This window comes from Solimonas variicoloris DSM 15731, assembly GCF_000382285.1.
Classification (GTDB): Bacteria; Pseudomonadota; Gammaproteobacteria; order Nevskiales; family Nevskiaceae; genus Solimonas; species Solimonas variicoloris.
Map to the genome: position 1 here is coordinate 55,394 of NZ_KB907937.1, position 16,155 is coordinate 71,548.

15 protein-coding genes and 1 tRNA gene are annotated in these 16,155 nt (G+C 67.7%); 7 read left to right on the forward strand and 9 right to left on the reverse strand.

Features of this window, described 5'->3' with window-relative positions:
• Window positions 1–17: 17 nt before the first annotated feature.
• Complete coding sequence (locus tag H149_RS0114020; RefSeq protein ID WP_020650397.1) at window positions 18–2,123, reverse strand: EAL domain-containing response regulator; 2,106 nt, start codon at window positions 2,121–2,123, stop codon at window positions 18–20.
• 236 nt (window positions 2,124–2,359) lie between these two features.
• Complete coding sequence (gene epmB, locus H149_RS0114025) at window positions 2,360–3,412, reverse strand: EF-P beta-lysylation protein EpmB (RefSeq protein ID WP_039749051.1); 1,053 nt, start codon at window positions 3,410–3,412, stop codon at window positions 2,360–2,362.
• An 89-nt stretch (window positions 3,413–3,501) separates the two neighbouring features.
• Here epmB and efp point away from each other — a divergent pair, with 89 nt between their 5' ends.
• The gene (gene efp / locus H149_RS0114030) at window positions 3,502–4,071 is read left to right on the forward strand and encodes an elongation factor P (RefSeq protein ID WP_020650399.1); all 570 of its coding nucleotides are present in this window, start codon (window positions 3,502–3,504) and stop codon (window positions 4,069–4,071) included.
• 77 nt (window positions 4,072–4,148) lie between these two features.
• Window positions 4,149–5,108 (forward strand): EF-P lysine aminoacylase EpmA, encoded by a 960-nt coding sequence (epmA, locus tag H149_RS0114035; RefSeq protein WP_020650400.1) that lies wholly within the window; start codon window positions 4,149–4,151, stop codon window positions 5,106–5,108.
• A gap of 30 nt (window positions 5,109–5,138) precedes the next feature.
• Here the strand turns inward: epmA and H149_RS0114040 are convergent, their stop codons facing one another.
• The 6 genes from H149_RS0114040 to H149_RS21100 all read right to left on the reverse strand — a co-directional run bounded on the left by H149_RS0114040 (window position 5,139) and on the right by H149_RS21100 (window position 9,786).
• Window positions 5,139–5,921 (reverse strand): sulfite exporter TauE/SafE family protein, encoded by a 783-nt coding sequence (locus tag H149_RS0114040; protein ID WP_020650401.1) that lies wholly within the window; start codon window positions 5,919–5,921, stop codon window positions 5,139–5,141.
• Window positions 5,922–5,928: 7 nt separating this feature from the next.
• Window positions 5,929–6,297 (reverse strand): MmcQ/YjbR family DNA-binding protein, encoded by a 369-nt coding sequence (locus H149_RS0114045; protein ID WP_020650402.1) that lies wholly within the window; start codon window positions 6,295–6,297, stop codon window positions 5,929–5,931.
• 14 nt (window positions 6,298–6,311) lie between these two features.
• Complete coding sequence (locus H149_RS0114050; RefSeq protein ID WP_020650403.1) at window positions 6,312–6,620, reverse strand: hypothetical protein; 309 nt, start codon at window positions 6,618–6,620, stop codon at window positions 6,312–6,314.
• A 105-nt stretch (window positions 6,621–6,725) separates the two neighbouring features.
• On the reverse strand, window positions 6,726–8,153 hold the full coding sequence (locus H149_RS0114055) for a PhoH family protein (RefSeq protein ID WP_020650404.1): 1,428 nt from the start codon (window positions 8,151–8,153) through the stop codon (window positions 6,726–6,728).
• A gap of 292 nt (window positions 8,154–8,445) precedes the next feature.
• Window positions 8,446–8,910, reverse strand: a complete 465-nt coding sequence (locus H149_RS0114060; protein WP_020650405.1) for a peroxiredoxin — start codon at window positions 8,908–8,910, stop codon at window positions 8,446–8,448.
• 183 nt (window positions 8,911–9,093) lie between these two features.
• Window positions 9,094–9,786: a TetR/AcrR family transcriptional regulator gene (locus H149_RS21100; protein ID WP_020650406.1), complete on the reverse strand. Its 693-nt coding sequence runs from the start codon at window positions 9,784–9,786 to the stop codon at window positions 9,094–9,096.
• Between the two features lie 92 nt (window positions 9,787–9,878).
• Here H149_RS21100 and H149_RS0114070 point away from each other — a divergent pair, with 92 nt between their 5' ends.
• A complete protein-coding gene (locus tag H149_RS0114070) occupies window positions 9,879–11,480 on the forward strand; it encodes an amidohydrolase family protein (protein ID WP_020650407.1) in 1,602 nt (533 codons plus the stop codon).
• Between the two features lie 33 nt (window positions 11,481–11,513).
• Here H149_RS0114070 and H149_RS0114075 read toward each other — a convergent pair whose 3' ends face one another.
• Window positions 11,514–12,053 carry a glycine cleavage system transcriptional repressor gene (locus tag H149_RS0114075; RefSeq protein WP_020650408.1) on the reverse strand — a complete coding sequence of 180 codons (540 nt, stop codon included), beginning with the start codon at window positions 12,051–12,053 and terminating at the stop codon, window positions 11,514–11,516.
• Between the two features lie 196 nt (window positions 12,054–12,249).
• Between H149_RS0114075 and H149_RS0114080 the strand changes: the two genes are divergently transcribed.
• The 4 genes from H149_RS0114080 to H149_RS0114095 all read left to right on the forward strand — a co-directional run bounded on the left by H149_RS0114080 (window position 12,250) and on the right by H149_RS0114095 (window position 16,144).
• A complete protein-coding gene (locus tag H149_RS0114080) occupies window positions 12,250–14,643 on the forward strand; it encodes a hypothetical protein (RefSeq protein ID WP_154654819.1) in 2,394 nt (797 codons plus the stop codon).
• A gap of 117 nt (window positions 14,644–14,760) precedes the next feature.
• The gene (dapA, locus tag H149_RS0114085; protein WP_020650410.1) at window positions 14,761–15,639 is read left to right on the forward strand and encodes a 4-hydroxy-tetrahydrodipicolinate synthase; all 879 of its coding nucleotides are present in this window, start codon (window positions 14,761–14,763) and stop codon (window positions 15,637–15,639) included.
• Complete coding sequence (locus H149_RS0114090; protein WP_020650411.1) at window positions 15,639–16,001, forward strand: hypothetical protein; 363 nt, start codon at window positions 15,639–15,641, stop codon at window positions 15,999–16,001. The genes dapA and H149_RS0114090 overlap by 1 nt, the downstream gene beginning before the upstream one ends.
• A 50-nt stretch (window positions 16,002–16,051) precedes the next feature.
• Window positions 16,052–16,144 (forward strand) — tRNA-Ser (locus H149_RS0114095).
• Window positions 16,145–16,155 lie beyond the last annotated feature (11 nt).

The window sequence follows — 16,155 nt, forward strand, 5'->3', positions numbered from 1 at the left end:
GTGGGCTCCCGTCCGCGTTAGCGCGCGCCGACTTCGGCTGACAGCAGCACCACTTCGGGCTCCTGCACGTGGTAGCCCTGGATGAAGTTGACGCCCATCTGCCAGAGGCGCGCCATGACGTTGGCGTCCTCGATGTGGCTGACGATGGTCTTGATCTGCCGCTGCTTGGCGAGTTCCATCAGCGCCGACATGCGCCGGTGCGTTTCCTTGTCGCCGAAGTTCTTCGCGTACGACTGATGGAATTTGAGGAACTGCGTCGGAATGTGCTCGATCATCTGCGCCGAGTTCGAGCCGACGCCGAAGTGCTCGATCGCGAACTGGGCGCCGAGGTCGATCAGCGCCTTGCTCAGCAGCTTGGCCTTGCGGATATGGTTTTGCAGCACCAGCTCCTGCAGCTCGAACACCATCTCGCCCGGACGCAACGGCCGGCTGCGCAGCTGTTCCTGCAGCCAGCCGACGAAGGCCTCGCAGTCCTTGAGCGTGTCCTCCGACAGCTTGACGAACAGGCTCGAGGCTTCCTGTGCGCCATCGCGCTTGGCCTGCATCTTCAGCGTGCGCTGCACGACCCAGCGATCGAGCGCGAGCATCTGGCCGGATTGGGCGGCGGACTCGATGAATTCCGACGCATGCAGCTCGCGGCCGTCCTCGTCGATGAGGCGCATCAGCACGTCGAAATGCTGGCGCGTGTCGCCTTCGAGGCTGGCGATCGACTGATAGGCGAGCTTGAGGCGATTGGCTTCGAGCGCCTTGCGGATCACCGCCGCCTTGCGCTCGAGCTCGCGCTCCTGCAGTGAACTCTGCGCGGTCGGGCCGAGGTTGGCGAACTGGCGGCCGCCCTTGGCGGACAGCTGGCGGGCATGGCGCGACAGCTCGGCGACGACGGCGCTGCTCTGCTCGCTGCCGCTGAACGGATAGGCGGTCACGGTCAGCGACAGCTGTGCCTCGTGGCCCGAGGTGTTGAAGATCTGGCGAGTGACGTCGCGGACCAGCGACTCGCCGAGCTGCTGGACCGCCGCCGCATCCTTCTGCGTGGTCAGTGCCGCGAGCTCGTGCGTCGAGAAGCGGAAGACCTGGTCGCCGCTGCCGAGGCGCTCCTTGATCCAGGCGAGCAGTTGCAGCACCGCCTGCTCGACGTCGTGCAGGCCCAGCTGTTCTTCGAGTGCGGCAAAAGCGTCGATCGTGAACAGCAGCGCGGCGCGTTGCTGCTTCTGCTGGCCGGCGCCGGCGATCGCCGCGGCCAGCGTTTCGAAGAACTGCAGGCGGCCGCTCGGTGCGGCGGTGGCGCTGGCCGGTGCCAGCTGCGCCGCCTCGGCGCGGATCAGCATCTCGATCAGCTGCTCGCCGTCCTGTTCGCTGACGGTGAGGCGCGCGCTGATGGCGACGCGGCGGCCTTGCTGATCGAGCAGGCAGCAGTCGAGCGTGCGGTTATCGGTCTTGCCGCGCAGCAGCAGCTTGAGCTGTTCCTTGACCTTGGGCACGAAATCGGGCGCGACCAGATCCATCAGCGGCACGCCGGCCAGCGAGCTGGCGTCGGCGTGGCCGAGCAGCTGCGCGAACGCAGGATTGGCGTTCGACAGGATGCCTTCCTGGATGTAGGCGACGGCGTCGTTGGTGCCGCTGATCAGCTCCTCGTGGCGCGATTCGAAAGTCGCCAGACGCTTCTGCGTGGCGCGCAGCTCGCGGTGGTGCTGGTGCGCAGCGATCTCGCGCAGCACGGCCAGTTCCAGATGGCGCAGATCGCGCTGATCCTCGTAGGCGACGTGATCGTGCGCGCCGACCGCCATCGCCGCGACCGTGTCGTCCGCCGCCGCGCGTGCGCTCAGCAGCAGCACCGGCAGATCCGGCGCAAGGCGCCGGCACAGCTCGACGACGTCGCGCAGCGGGGCCTGGGCCAGCGCATCGGCGCACAGCACGAGATCCGGCGCGCCGCGCCGCAGCGCTTCCTCGACGTCCTCGAGATCGGTGACCCAGGCGGTGCGTACCGGGTGGCCGGCATTGCGCAGATAGCTCTCGATGCGCTTGGCGATGTTTTCGGAGTCGCTGACGACCAGCGCGACGTGGCTGCTCGCCTGGTTGGCGGCAGCGGCGGCATGGACGAGCTGGGCTCTGGGATCGATCGGCATGGGGGAGGCTAGGGCACCGGCGGCCATTGGGGAATTTCCATGGGTGACAGGCTTAGTAACGGGGTGCGCAGGCCCGCGCATCGCACAGGCGACGAGCGGCGGGCTGCACCGCGCGAACGGCAGCTTGACAAGCAGCGGGCGCGCTGCAGCGGCGGCGCGCGCATCCTCGGTACACCCATCGATGCCCCCAACCCGATTCGTCGTTTTCGCCTCGTCCCCACGAGTGCGCGCCGGGTCTAGTCGGTCTGCGGCGAGCTCCGCTCCTGCCAGTCGATCCAGGTCTTGGCGGGCTCGCCGGCAATCTCGCGTACCAGTTTCGGTACCAGATAGCCCGGCAGCTGCGACGATAGCATGCGCATCAGCTCCTGCGCGCGGGTTTCGGGCAGATCGAAATGGGCCGCGCCCTGCACGCGATCGAGCAGGTGCAGGTAGTAGGGCAGAACCCCGCATTCGAACAGCCGCTCCGACAGCGCCGCCAAGGTTTCGGCGTCGTCGTTGACGCCGCGCAGCAGCACCGCCTGATTGAGCAGCGGGATGCCGCGCCGGCGCAGCGGCAGCAGGGCCTCGGCGACCGCGGCGTCGAGTTCGCGGGGGTGGTTGGCGTGCAGCACGAAGACGGTTTGCAGGCGGGTCGTGTCGAGCCAGGCCAGCAGGCGCTCGTCGATGCGCTCGGGCAGTACGATCGGCTGGCGTGTGTGGATGCGCAGGCGCTTGAGCTGCGGAATCGCGTCGAGCGCGCCGACCAGCTCGGCGAGCTTGTCGTCGGACAGCGACAGCGGGTCGCCCCCCGAGAGGATCACTTCCTCGATGCTCGGATCGGCGGCGATCTCGGCCAGCGCCGCGGCCCAGTGTTCGCGCGCGGCGAGCTGCTCGGAGTACGGGAAATGGCGCCGGAAACAGTAGCGGCAATGCACGGCGCAGGCGCCGGTCGCCACCATCAGCACGCGGCCGCGGTACTTGTGGATCAGCCCGGCGCCGCGCACGCGATGCAGGTCGCCGACCGCGTCGATCACGTAGCCCGGAGTCGTCTCATCTTCCTGCGGCGCCGGCCAGACCTGCAGGAACAGCGGGTCGTGCGGATCGCCCTTGCGCATGCGCGCCGCGAAGCCGCGCGGCACGCGCAGCGGAAAGTCGCGCAGCGATGCGGCGCGCAGCGCCGGCATCGCCGGGTCGAGACCGAGAAACGCCAGCAGCTCGTGCGGGCGCGTGAAGGACTGCCGCAGCTCGTGTTGCCAGGCCGGCGCCCGGGGCGGTCCGCTCTGGTTGTTTTGGGGGTTGGACGGTATCATTCGCGCTCATTTTATGCCGTCCATGGCGCCGCCGCGGCCCTGGGCACGGCTCTCAAAACTAAAGCGACCGAAACACGCAAGCGACCGATATGGCCACCGTCAGCACCAACGAAATGAAGGCCGGCACCAAAGTCCTGATCGACGGCGATCCGTACTCGATCATCGACAACGAGTACCGCAAGCCGGGCAAGGGCCAGGCGACCAACACGCTGAAGATCCGCAACCTGAAGACCGGCCGCGTCCTCGAGAAGACGCTGAAGTCGGGCGACAGCTGGGAAGTCGCCGACGTCGAGGACGCCGAAATGCAGTACCTCTACAACGACGGCGAGTTCTGGACCTTCATGGATCCGACGAGCTTTGAGCAGATCCAGGCCGGCAAGGCGGCGATGGCCGACGCCGCGCAGTGGATCAAGGGCGAGGAGACCGTGCGCATCACGCTGTGGAACGGCGTGCCGCTGCTGGTGACGGCGCCGAACACCGTCGAGCTGACGATCGTCGAAACCGATCCGGGTCTGCGCGGCGACACCGCGACCGGCGGCACCAAGCCGGCCAAGCTCGAGACCGGCGCGGTCGTCAAGGTTCCTCTCTTCATCACCGAAGGCGAGAAGATCAAGGTCGACACCCGCACCGGCGAATACCTGAGCCGCGTCGGCAAGTAAGCCGCGAGGCTTGCCGCTGTCGCAAAGGCCGCCGCGAGGCGGCCTTTGCCGTTTCGGAAGACCCGTCAACGGAGCACATGGCCATGAACTGGCAACCGAGCGCCACGATCGAGTCGCTGCGGGCCCGCGCCGCGCTGCTCGCCGCGATCCGCGCGTTCTTCGCCGCGCGCGAGGTCCTGGAAGTGGCGACCCCGCTGCTGTCGCGCCACGCGACCGTCGATCGTCACATCGAGAGCTTCGTCACGCAGGACGGCCGCTGGCTGCAGACCTCGCCGGAGTTCGCGATGAAGCGGCTGCTGGCCGCCGGCAGCGGGCCGATCTGGCAGATCGCGCCGGTGTTCCGCTACGAAGAGCAGGGGCGTCACCACAACCCCGAGTTCACGATGCTGGAGTGGTACCGGCCGGGCTTCGATCATCACCGGCTGATGGACGAGGTCGAGGCGCTGCTGCGCCACTGCGGCGCCCCGGCCGGCGGCTGGCGGCGCTACAGCTATCGCCAGGCCTTCGGCAAGCACGCCGGCTTCGATCCGTTCGCGCTCGATGCCGCGGCGCTGCGCGAGCGGCTGGCGGCGCGCGGCGTCGCCGAGCCGGACGGTCTCAGTGACGCGGACTGCGCCAGCCGCGATTTCTGGCTCGACCTGTGGATGTCCTACGTCGTCGGTCCGCAACTGGGGCGCGAGGCGCCGGCTTTCCTCTATGACTTTCCCGCTTCGCAGGCGGCGCTGGCGCGCGTGCGTGCCGGCGACCCGCCGGTCGCCGAACGCTTCGAGCTGTTCTGGCGCGGCCTTGAGCTCGCCAACGGCTTTCATGAGTTGAGCGATGCGAGCGAGCAGCGGCGCCGCTTCGAGGCCGACCAGCAATGGCGTCGCGCCAACGGTCGCGTGGTGCCGCCGTACGACGCCAACCTGATCGCCGCGCTGCAGGCCGGCCTGCCGGACTGCGCCGGGGTCGCGCTCGGCATCGACCGCCTGCTGCTGTTGCTGAGCGATCGCGAGCGGCTCGACGAGGTTCTCGCGTTTGCCGCCGATCGCGCCTGAACCGCGGTCCGCGCCGTCGCTGCGGCCGCCTCAGCGCGCGTGCAGGTGCGCGATGTCCCAGGCGTAGCGGGCAATCAGGATCGTCACGATGACGACGAACAGCGCGCGCACGAAGCCGCTGCCGCGGCGGATCGCCAGACGCGCGCCGATGATGCTGCCGGCGACGTTGAAGACCGCCATCGGCAGCGCCAGCTCGTAACGCACGTGGCCGTGCGTGATGAAGTAGGCGAGCGCCGCGGCATTGGTGGTGACGTTGACGAGCTTGGCCGAGACCGATGCGGCCAGGAAGCTGAAGCCGAACAGGCCGACGAACGCGAAGATCAGGAACGAGCCGGTGCCCGGGCCGAGGAAGCCGTCGTAGAAGCCGATCAGGGTGCCGGTCGCCAGTCCCGCCCAGATCGTGGCGCTGCGGCCGAGGCGCGGGGTGTGCAGCGCGCCGAGATCCTTTTTCCACAGCGTGTAGGCGAGCACGCTGAGCAGCATCACCAGCACCAGCGGACGAAAGCCGTCGGCCGGGATCAGTGCTGCGGCGCGCGCACCGAGAAAGCCGGCCAGCAGCGCCGCGGCGACCGTCGGCAGCGTGGCGCGCCATTCGATCGGGGTGCGGCGCGCGTACTGCACGGCCGCCGCCGCGGTGCCCCAGATGCTGACGAACTTGTTGGTGCCGAGCAGCGCGACGGGCGCGGTCTGCGGCAGCAGGACGAACAGCGCCGGGACCTGGATCAGACCGCCGCCGCCGACCACGGAATCGATGAAGCCGGCCAGGAAGGCGAAGCCGCACAGCGCAGCCAGCAGTTCGGGCGCCAGCTCCATGCGCGGATCACGCGGACCACAGGCCGAGTTCGCGCTGGCGCTTCTTCGACAGGCGTGCCGCGACCAGCTCATAGGCGCGACGCAGGCGGGCGACGGTCCAGTCCTGTGGATAGCGTCGCGGCTCGGTGACGGTGACCCAGCGCGCACGTGCTAGGTAAGGCGCCGGCATGATGCCCGGCTGCTCGGTCAGCGCCAGGAACAGATCGTCCTCGACCTTGAAGTGCAGCCAGTCCGGATGCGCCGAGCGGGGCAGGTTCAGCATCGCGAACATGCGGCCGTCGACGCAGGCCACCAGGTGATCCTGCCACTTCACGTCGAGCGTCACGCCCGGCCAAGCCGCGACGCAGCGGCGCAGGCCGGCTTCGGTCATCGCCATGGCGCCGGCCGTGCTCAGAGCAGTGAAGCCACCTTCGACGGAATCTTGAAGCGCTTGCCGGCCAGCAGCTGGTTGAGCAGCAACGTGATCCATTCGCGCGAGGTCGAGAAACTGCGCAGCTTCAGATAGACGTCCTCGCCTTCGTGCTCGATCTCGTAGCGGTCGATCGACGCGCTCGCCGGTTCCTTCTCGCCGCGCAGCAGCACGCGGAACGACAGGCGGCATTCGTTCGTGTCGACCTGCAGGTCGAGGATCTCGCCGTATTCCTTGTAGCGGTCGTTGATGTAGGCGCGCAGGGCGACGGCGAGTGCGCCCTCTTTCATTGATTTTCCTAAGCGTCCGAGCATGTCGGCGTCTCCGGGTACGGCTTTGTTCTGTGCGGATCTGTTCATGGCAGGGCGGCGCCGCTCGGGCGCCGCCCGTATCCGCTACAGGATATCCGATGCGTAGGCGGCGAGGCGCGAGCGTTCGCCGCGCGCCAGCGTGACGTGACCGCCGTGCGGCCAGCCCTGGAAACGGTCGACGACGTAGGTCAGGCCCGAGGTGGTTTCGGAGAGATAGGGCGTATCGATCTGGCCGAGATTGCCGAGGCAGATCATCTTCGAGCCGGGTCCGACGCGCGTGATCAGCGTCTTCATCTGCTTGGCGGTGAGGTTCTGCGCCTCGTCGATGATGATGTAGCGGTTCAGGAAGGTGCGGCCGCGCATGAAGTTCAGCGAGCGGATCTTGATGCGCTTGGCCAGGATGTCGTTGGTCGCCTGCCGCTCCCAGTCGCCACCGGCGCCGTTCTGCGTCAGCACTTCGAGATTGTCCATCAGTGCGCCCATCCACGGCGCCATCTTTTCTTCCTCGGTGCCGGGCAAAAAGCCGATGTCCTCGCCGACCGGCACGGTGACGCGCGTCATGATGATCTCGCGGTAGCGCTGCTCGTCCATCGTCTGCGCCAGGCCCGCGGCGAGTGTCAGCAGCGTCTTGCCGGTGCCGGCGGTGCCGAGCACCGTCACGAAGTCGACGTCCGGATCGAGCAGCAGGTTGAGCGCGAAGTTCTGCTCGCGGTTCTTGGCGTGAATGCCCCAGACGCTGGTCTTGGCAGCGCGGTAGTCGCGCACCACACGCAGTTCGGCGGTCGTGTCCTCGATGCGCGACACGACCAGTTCCAGACCTTTTTCGTCGTCGTCGGGAATGTAGAGGAACTGGTTGACGTGCCAGTTGCGCACCAGCGGTCCCTTGATGCGGTAGCAGGCGCGGCCGCGGCTGTCCTGCCAGCTCTCCATCTTCTCGCCGTGCGTCTGCCAGAAGTCGTGCGGAAGCTCCTTGTAGCCGGTGTACAGCAGATCGAGATCGTCAAGGACCTGATCGTTGTGGTAGTCCTCGGTATGGACGCCGACGATCGCCGCCTTGATGCGCAGGTTGATGTCCTTGCTAACCAGCGCGACGTGGCGGTTCGGATTCTTGGCCTGCAGGTCGAGGGCATTGACCAGGATGCTGTTGTCCGGCTTGTTGCCGGGCATCAGGCCAGGCAGTACCGCCTCGCTCGGCCGCGTCTGGAAGAACAGCTTGCCGGACGCCGGTTCACCGCCGCGACCGCGGCCCTGGCTGCTGGCCGAACCGCGCACGCCGGGCAGCGGCAGGCCCTTCTCGATCTGCGCGTGGTTCTTGTCGTGCATCAGCTCGTCGAGGAAGCGGCTGACCTGACGCGCGTTGCGGGCGATTTCGCTCGAACCCTTCTTGGCGGCGTCGAGTTCCTCGAGCACCACCATGGGGATAAAGAGATCGTGTTCTTCGAAGCGGTACAGCGAGGAAGGGTCGTGCAGCAGGACGTTGGTGTCGAGGACGAAGATCTTGCGCTTGCTCATCGGGTAGGAAGCACCTCGCGCGCGCGAAGCGGATTCGCGGCGCCGTCTGGAGTCGTCGGGGGAAGAAGAGGCCCGCGTCCGTCGCTCAGGACCTGGCGGGTTCGGCTGCGCTTGAAGCGATGCGTGTGAATTTTCTTGTGCCGCTGGCTTGGTTCGCCGCGCCGGAATTTCCGGCGGCCGAGCTCAGACTAGCCCATGCGGTTTGCAGAAAAAAGTGCTTTCCAGCGCGGGGCTTTGCCGCTACTGTGAAAAACCCGCGAGCCGGTCGCTGCGGCCGTTCCGGCCTCCCGCACTACAGCGCGCGCAGCGCTGCGAGCACCTCGGCGGCGTGGTTCTTGACCTTCACCGCGCGCCACTGCTGACGCAGCGCGCCCTGGCTGTCGAACAGGAAGGTGCTGCGCTCGACGCCCAGGTACTTGCGGCCGTACAAACTCTTTTCCTTGATGACGTCGAAGGCCTGGCACAGGGTCTCGTCGGCGTCCGACAGCAGCGCGAACGGGAACTCGAATTTGGCGGCGAAGTTGTCGTGCGACTTGACGCTGTCGCGCGACACGCCGAGCACCTCGGCGCCGGCCTTGCGAAAGTCCGCATACAGGTCGCGGAAATCCTGGCCTTCCTGCGTGCAGCCCGGCGTGTTGTCCTTCGGATAGAAGTAGACGACCAGCGCCTTGCCCTTCAACGAGCGCAGCGCGATGTTGCGGCCGCCGCTGGCCGGCAGCGTCAGGTCGGGAATCTTGTCGCCAATCTGCAGGCTCATGGGGTTCTTCGCCTATCGGGTCGTATCGGTGCGTGTCGGATGCTGCAGGCCGCGCGCTGTGCCGGTTTGCGGTCCGGCCAGGCCGGCCTTCGGGAACCGCGAGTATAGGGCGGCGCGGCTTGCCGGCAACGCTAGGTAGGTGATGTGCCGGCGGCTCTCGGTGCCGGTCGCCGCGCCGCGCGCTCAGCGCGAGCGGGGGCGCCGCGTCGGGCGCTGCGTGGCGCGCTCCGCTGCAGAAGGCGTCGGCGGCGCGCGGCGCGCGGCGGCGACGATCGCGGCGTCGATCCATTGCAGCCGCGCCTCGCAGGCGGCCGCGTCGCCGGTGGCGAGGAACTGCAGGATCAGGCCGTCCATCGCCGCCAGCGCCGCGCCGGCCAGCCGGCGCAGTTCATCCTGCGGCCACGTCGGCGCCACGCCGGCGAAGGCCTGCGTGAGCATCTCGATGTAGCCCTCGTACTGGCGGCGGGAGAGGCCGGTCTGGCCGTTTGCGGTCAGCGCATAGAGCGTCAGCTCGTAATGAACTTTCTGCAGTGCGGGAGCGGCGACGACATGCTGCCAGTACGCGCGCGACACCTGCCGCGCGGCATCCGCCAGCGTCGCGGCGCCCTGCACGGCCGCGGCGATCACGCCCCGCACGTCTGCGTGGATAGCCTCCAGCACCGCGATCAGCAGCGCGTCCTTGCCGGTGTAGGTGTAGTGCAGCATCGCCTGATTCATGCCCGCTTCGGCGGCGACGGCGCGCGTCGAGGCGGCCGGCAGGCCGTCGCGGGCGATGACGCGGATCGCGGCCTCGATCAGACGCCGATGGCGTTCCTCGGCGCTGATCGGTGTCCAGGCGCGGCGACTGCGCCGGGGCGTGGTGGCGGTGCTGCTCATGCGGTGCTTCCCATGGTCGACGACACTATAGATCAATTGACTTAGTCATTTGACTAATAGAGCATCGGCCGATCCGACGAAAGGGGGCGTGCATGCGGTTCGACAACGCGATGGTGTGGGCGGGCGCGCAGGCACATCCGCGGCGCGCATCGCTGCGACTCGACGGCGAGCGCATCGCCGCCATCGCGGCGGATGGGGCGGAGCCCGACGGCGGCGGGCGTGATCTCAGCGGCTGCCATATCGTGCCCGGATTCGTCGACGCGCATTCGCATCTGACGGTGAGCGCGTGGATTCCGGAATGGCTCGACGGCAGTGGCTGGCGCGACGCCGACGCCGCGCTCGCGGCGCTGCGGCAGCTGGCCACGGCGCGGCCCGGCGCACCGTGGCTGATCGCGATGCAGGTCGATTTCGACGGCTGGCGCGGCGGCGTGCCGGCACAGTCGCGGCTCGACGACGCCGTCGGCGGCCGGCCGGCGATCGTCATGGACGGCTCGCTGCACCGCTGCTGGGTTTCGTCGGCGGCGCTCGCGGCCAGCGGCGCGGCGACGCTCGCGCCGCGGATCGCCGACGACATCGAGCGCCGTCGCGGGCGGCCGACCGGCTTGCTCTGGGAAGCGGTCAGCGCCATGGTGTTCCAGCGCGCGCTCGCCGATCTCGCCGCGCAGCTCGGCGACGGCGGTTACGACGCGCTGCTGCGCGCCGAAGCCGAGCGTCATCTCTCGCTCGGCATCACCGCCTGCCACGATCCGCTGGTGCCGCCGTCGATGCAGGACGCGATGCAGCGCCTGCGGCGCGCGACGCCGCTGCGCCTGTCGTGGTCGCGCGTGGCGGAGGCAAGCCTGCTGCAGGCTGCCGAGGCGGCCGAACTGTGTCCCGAATGCGGCGAGGGGCCAGCCAGCGCCAAGCTGTTCATGGACGGCGCGCACAAATGCGCCCTGTGCCTCGACCCTGCGCACGTCATGGCGATGGCCGGCGGCGCCGTCGCGCAGGCTTGCCGTGGGCATACCTCGCCGCTGCGCGACCTGCTGCGCTATCGCACGGTCTACCGCGACCGCCGTTTCTACATGCCGTATCTGCGCATGGATGGTGACGCCCTGAAGCAGCGACTCGACACGCTGTCGCAGCACGCCGTGCGGCCGAAGATCCATGCGCTCGGCAACCACGCCGTGGCGTGCAGCTGCGCGGCGCTGAAGCAGGCCGGGATCCGCGACGCCACGCTCGAACACCTGGTCGTGCTCGGCGACGCCGAGCTCGATGCGGTCGCCGACTGCGGCGCCGTCGCTTCGCTGCAGACCGGCTTCATCGAACACTACGGCGCAGCCCTGATCGCACGCCGCACCATGCCGCGGCTGCGCGTGCTGCCGGCGGCCTCGCTGCAGGCGCGCGGCGTGCCGCTGGCGCTGTCATCCGACAATCCGTGCGGGCCGCTCGATCCGCTGTTCAATATCCGCGCCGCCGTCGAGCGGCGTCTGCCGGACGGCCGTGTCGTCGATGCGCGCGAGGCGATCGCGCCCGAGGCGGCGATCGCCGCTTACAGCGTCGGGGGATACCGGGCGATCCACGGGCACGAGGCGCCGGGCCTGACGGCCGGTGCGCCGGCCGATTTCGTGATTCTCAGCGGCGATCCGCTGGATGCGCGCACGACGGTGCGCGAGACCTGGATCGGCGGCCGCCGGGCATGGCCGCCGGTCTGAGCGGCCCGGCGCGGCGCCGGACCGCGCAGGCGCTCAGGTCTTGATCGGATCGAGCATGCCGTCGGCGTTGAGATCGTCGCAAAGGTCCATGAAGGATTCGCGCAGCGCCTGCGGATGCTGATTGACCGGCACGTGCAGCACCATCTGCACGTTCGCCATCTCGGCGCCGGTATAGGTCGACTGGTACTTCTGCGTCGAGATCTCGACGACCTCGACATCCTGATGCTGGAAGAACTCGAGGATGTTGACGAGCAGGTTCGGGTCCTGCGGCGCGATCACCTCGGCGGCGTACGGACGGAAGTCCGGGTTGACCGGGCGCGTCTCGCAGCGTTCGAAGCGCACCTGCAGCTCGAGCTTTTCGGCGATGCCGGGCAGCGCGGTCTCGAGGCGGCCGAGCGTGCTCCAGTTGCCGGACACCAGCAGATTGGCCGTCAGGCGGTCGCCGATCTGCGCGATGCGGCAGTCCTCGACTTCGCCGCCGCGCTCGCGGATCGCCTTGAACAGTTCGAGCGGCACATTGCCTTTCGGTTTGCCGATGACGGAGACGGTAAGCAGATTATCGTTGGCGGACATGGTCACGGCAGGCGGAAAAGCGGCCTATTGTAGTGCCAGCCGATCTGGCCCGTCAGCCGGGCTCAAAGTGTGCGCTATACGACACTTCGGCCGCACGGACAACTCATTCGGGTGCTTGTTGCGCTCTTGCTGCGCTGCCTACCGTGGCGCGCCCGTCGTCGGCGGGCGCTGCGGGCTGAGCCCAGGGGGAGTAGCGATGAGGATCGTCAGCACATTCGTGCGTTGGAGTGGCTGTTGCGTTCTGGCCATGCTGCTTGCTTGCGGCGGCGGTGCAGGTGGCGACGGAAGTGATGCGGGCGGCGAGGCGGGTGGTGGCTCGGGAGGTACGGACGGTCCGCCCGCGATCGTTGGTGGCGACGGCGATCAGTACGGCTCGGATCCTGATCCGATTCCGGCGCCCAGCGGTGCGCCAGGCAGCAACGCTCTGATCGACGCTGCGCTCGCCAAAGGTGATCTGAACACGGAGCAGGCACTGTTTTATCGCATGTATGCGCAGTTCGATGATGTTCGGTTGCCGGCGGCGTATCGCGGCGATGACGTCGGGCAGATCGAAGGTCATGCACACGACGCGTTTGTCGCGCAAGTGGACAGTGTCGGCCTCGACAGGATTTCCGACGAAACCAAGTCGGCGATGCTGCCGTACTTCCTTCCGCCCTACTACTCGGGCAGTTGGTGGGCGGAGCGTCATGCTGCGGGCAAGGCTCTCAGCAGTGGACGTGCGAAGGCAGATTCCTGTCCGGGCTGCTCGCCACTCAGCAGTTGGAAGAATGTCAGCGGGAACAAGGTCGTCGTTTGGTATCAAGCCGACCAGGAGGCAACGGATCGCCCCAAAGCCAACATACTGCTTGCCGAGTTCGAGCAGGCGATCTGGCCCAAGCTCACGACGACCATGGGGCGCACGCCGCTGAGCGACGAGGGCACTGGCGGCGTGGCCGGCTCGCTGTGGACTGAAACCGATGGCCGGCTCGATGTCGCGCTGGTTGATCTCGCGAACGGCAATGAAGGCTTGACGACGCCGTCGACGTGGCGCTGCAAGGCGACTTCCGTCCACATTGCGCTCAATCGCTCGCTGTCCAACCAGGGATTGATTGCGCAGGCGGCGCATGAATTCATGCATGCGATCCAGTACGCGATGTCACCTGCGCGATGCGTGGACGACTACTACACGACCAAGGAGGCGACTGCGGTCTGGGCGACGAACCACGTCTACGCGAAGAACAACTGGGAGCACGGCTACGTCAAGCACTATCTGAGCGGCGGATATGTGTCTGACTCGTACGATTCACGCAGCACGCCCGGCCTCTTCCGCTACGGCGCCTACGTCTTCCCCTTGTTCCTTGAGTCACTGCATGGCGCCGGGATCGTCAAGAGCATCTGGGATCAGACGGCGACCTACAACAGTGAGCTGAGCGCGATCGATGCGGCGCTGGTCGACGCCGGCGCTTCGTTCGCGCTCGATTGGCCAAAGTTCATTGCCGCCAACTGGAACAGCGATGGCTTGACCGGCTATCTCGCCGCCGACGGCATCGCCAGCAAGATGCAGATCGAGGCCGGCAACTCCGCCGACCTGCGGATGAATGGGTCCGGCACGTCGGTGATCAACCATACGGTCGATATTCCGCATGCGGCAGCCGTCTACTACCGTGTCGCGTTTCCAGACAGCGCGGCACGTAGCATCACCATCTTCAACGGCTGGACCTTCAAGGCCACGGTCAAGACCGCGCCCGATTTCGGCGAGTCTCTGTACTACACCGGGCTCAGCGCGCTGGAGCGACGCGGGCTCAGCATGCAGGTCTACCTGAAGATCAATGGCAGCTGGCAGGCAGCGCCGGCGCCCGGCGTTGCCGCGACGGCCGATCTGTCGAACCGGTTCTGGGCGGCGTTCTGTCGTGACAATCCGGCCGCCAAAGTCGATGAGATGATCGTCATGTATGGCAACGCCGAAACCGGCGAAGGCGCACCGAACTACGGTCCGACCAGCTCACGCGATCTGTTGCCCGGCGTGCTGGCGACCAGTATCGGCTGCCGTGACTGGGTCGGCACCCTGAACATGAGCTTCAGTGGCCTCGATGGCACCACGCAGAAGCTGGAAATCGCCAACGCTCGCCTCGAAAACACGATGGATACCAGTGCGCCGGGCCCGGGCAGCTATTGGCCGGACTATCCGCTGCAGCCGGGCGAGGAGGGGCCACAGCTGCCGGGCTGGGTTTACCGCGTCGCCTCAGGCGATGCGTCCTGGGAGTACTACGTGCCGCCCGACGGCGCCGGCAAGCCGGCTTGCAGCGGGCAGCGGAATCTCGGTATCGGCGGCAACCTGCCTTCGGTCACGATGATGCACATGGTGCCTGCGGGCACGGCCAGTCGCCGATTCCTGTTGCCGGGTTTCCTGGTCAATGTGCTGGCCGCCAATGCCTCGGCGGGCACCGTGCTGCAGGCTTGCGGGCTAAGCCCCCACAACCTGGACATCACCGTTGGAACCCCGGGTGATCCGAAGATCGCCGCTTCCGGCTTGAGCGCCCAAGGCGACGCCGCTCAGGTGAACAACGATCATGTGACCGGAATCTGGACGCTGCAGGGCTTGACACAATAGGCAGGGCCCTGGCGCCGGCGGCGGAGCCGGCGCCAGGGCGTGGTGCTCCCGATGCGTCGGCGGTGCGCCAGCCGCTATACTTGCGCCCCCCGCAATTTCCGTTTCCCCGTACCGAGCATGATCAAGGGCAGCATCGTCGCCATCGTCACCCCCATGTTCCCGGATGGCGCGGTGGACTGGGACAGCCTGTCGGCGCTTGTCGAATGGCACATCGCGGAAGGCACCGACGGCATCGTCGCGGTCGGCACCACCGGCGAATCGGCGACGCTCGACGTCGACGAGCACATCGAAGTGATCCGCCGCGTCGTCAAGCTCGCCAAGAAGCGCATCCCGATCATCGCCGGCACCGGCGCCAACTCGACCGCCGAGGCGATCGAGCTGACGCGCGCCGCCAAGGAAGCGGGCGCCGACGCCGTGCTGCAGGTGACGCCGTACTACAACAAGCCGCCGCAGGAAGGCCTGTATCGCCATTTCAAGGCGATCGCCGAGGCGGTCGACATTCCGGTGATCCTCTACAACGTGCCCGGCCGCACCGGCTGCGACCTGCTGCCGGCGACGGTGGCGCGCCTCGCGCAGCTGAAGAACATCGTCGGCCTCAAGGAGGCCAAGGGCGATCTCGCGCGCATCCAGGAACTGCTGGCGCTGGGCCTGCCGCGCGACTTCGCGATCTACTCCGGCGATGACGCCACGGCCTGCGAATCGATCCTGATGGGCGCGCATGGCGACATCTCGGTGACCGCCAACGTCGCGCCGCGCAAGATGCACGAGATGTGCGCCGCCGCGCTCGCCGGCGATCGCGCCAAGGCCGAACGCATCGATGCGGAACTTCAGCCCCTCCACAAGCATCTGTTCGTCGAACCCAATCCGATTCCCGTCAAGTGGGCTTTGAACGAAATGAACAAGATTCCCGCTGGCCTGCGCCTGCCCCTCGTGGCGATGGATCCTTCGCACCAGGACGTGGTGCGTTCGGCGCTGCGCACGGCGGGAGCGATCTGATGCGTCTGCTCCCCGTGGCCCTGCTGACGGCGACCGCGCTGCTCGCGGCCTGCAGCAACACCCGCCGTTGCGAATCCGAGCAGGCCTACCAGAAGGCCGAGACGCTGGCGACGCCGGGCGCCGTGCCGGGGCTGACGGTGCCGGAATCGCCGTCCGCGCTGCGCATTCCGCCGGCACCGGCCAGCAGCGAGCCGTTCGGCAAGAAGGTACGCGATCCGGCCGACCCCGACAGCACCCGGTACGAGTGCCTCGACATGCCGCCGCGCTTGGCCGGCGAGGCGGCGCCGGCGAAGGGCGACGCCAAGATGCCGCTGCCGGAGGACGACACCGAGAAGAAGAAGCACTGGTGGTGGCCCTGGTAGCACTCGTTTCTCTATAATCGCGCGCCTCGCTCGCAGCGATCACGCTTCCCGGAGAGATGTCCGAGTGGTTGAAGGAGCACGCCTGGAAAGCGTGTATACGGTTTATCGCCGTATCGCGGGTTCGAATCCCGCTCTCTCCGCCAGCTGTAAACGA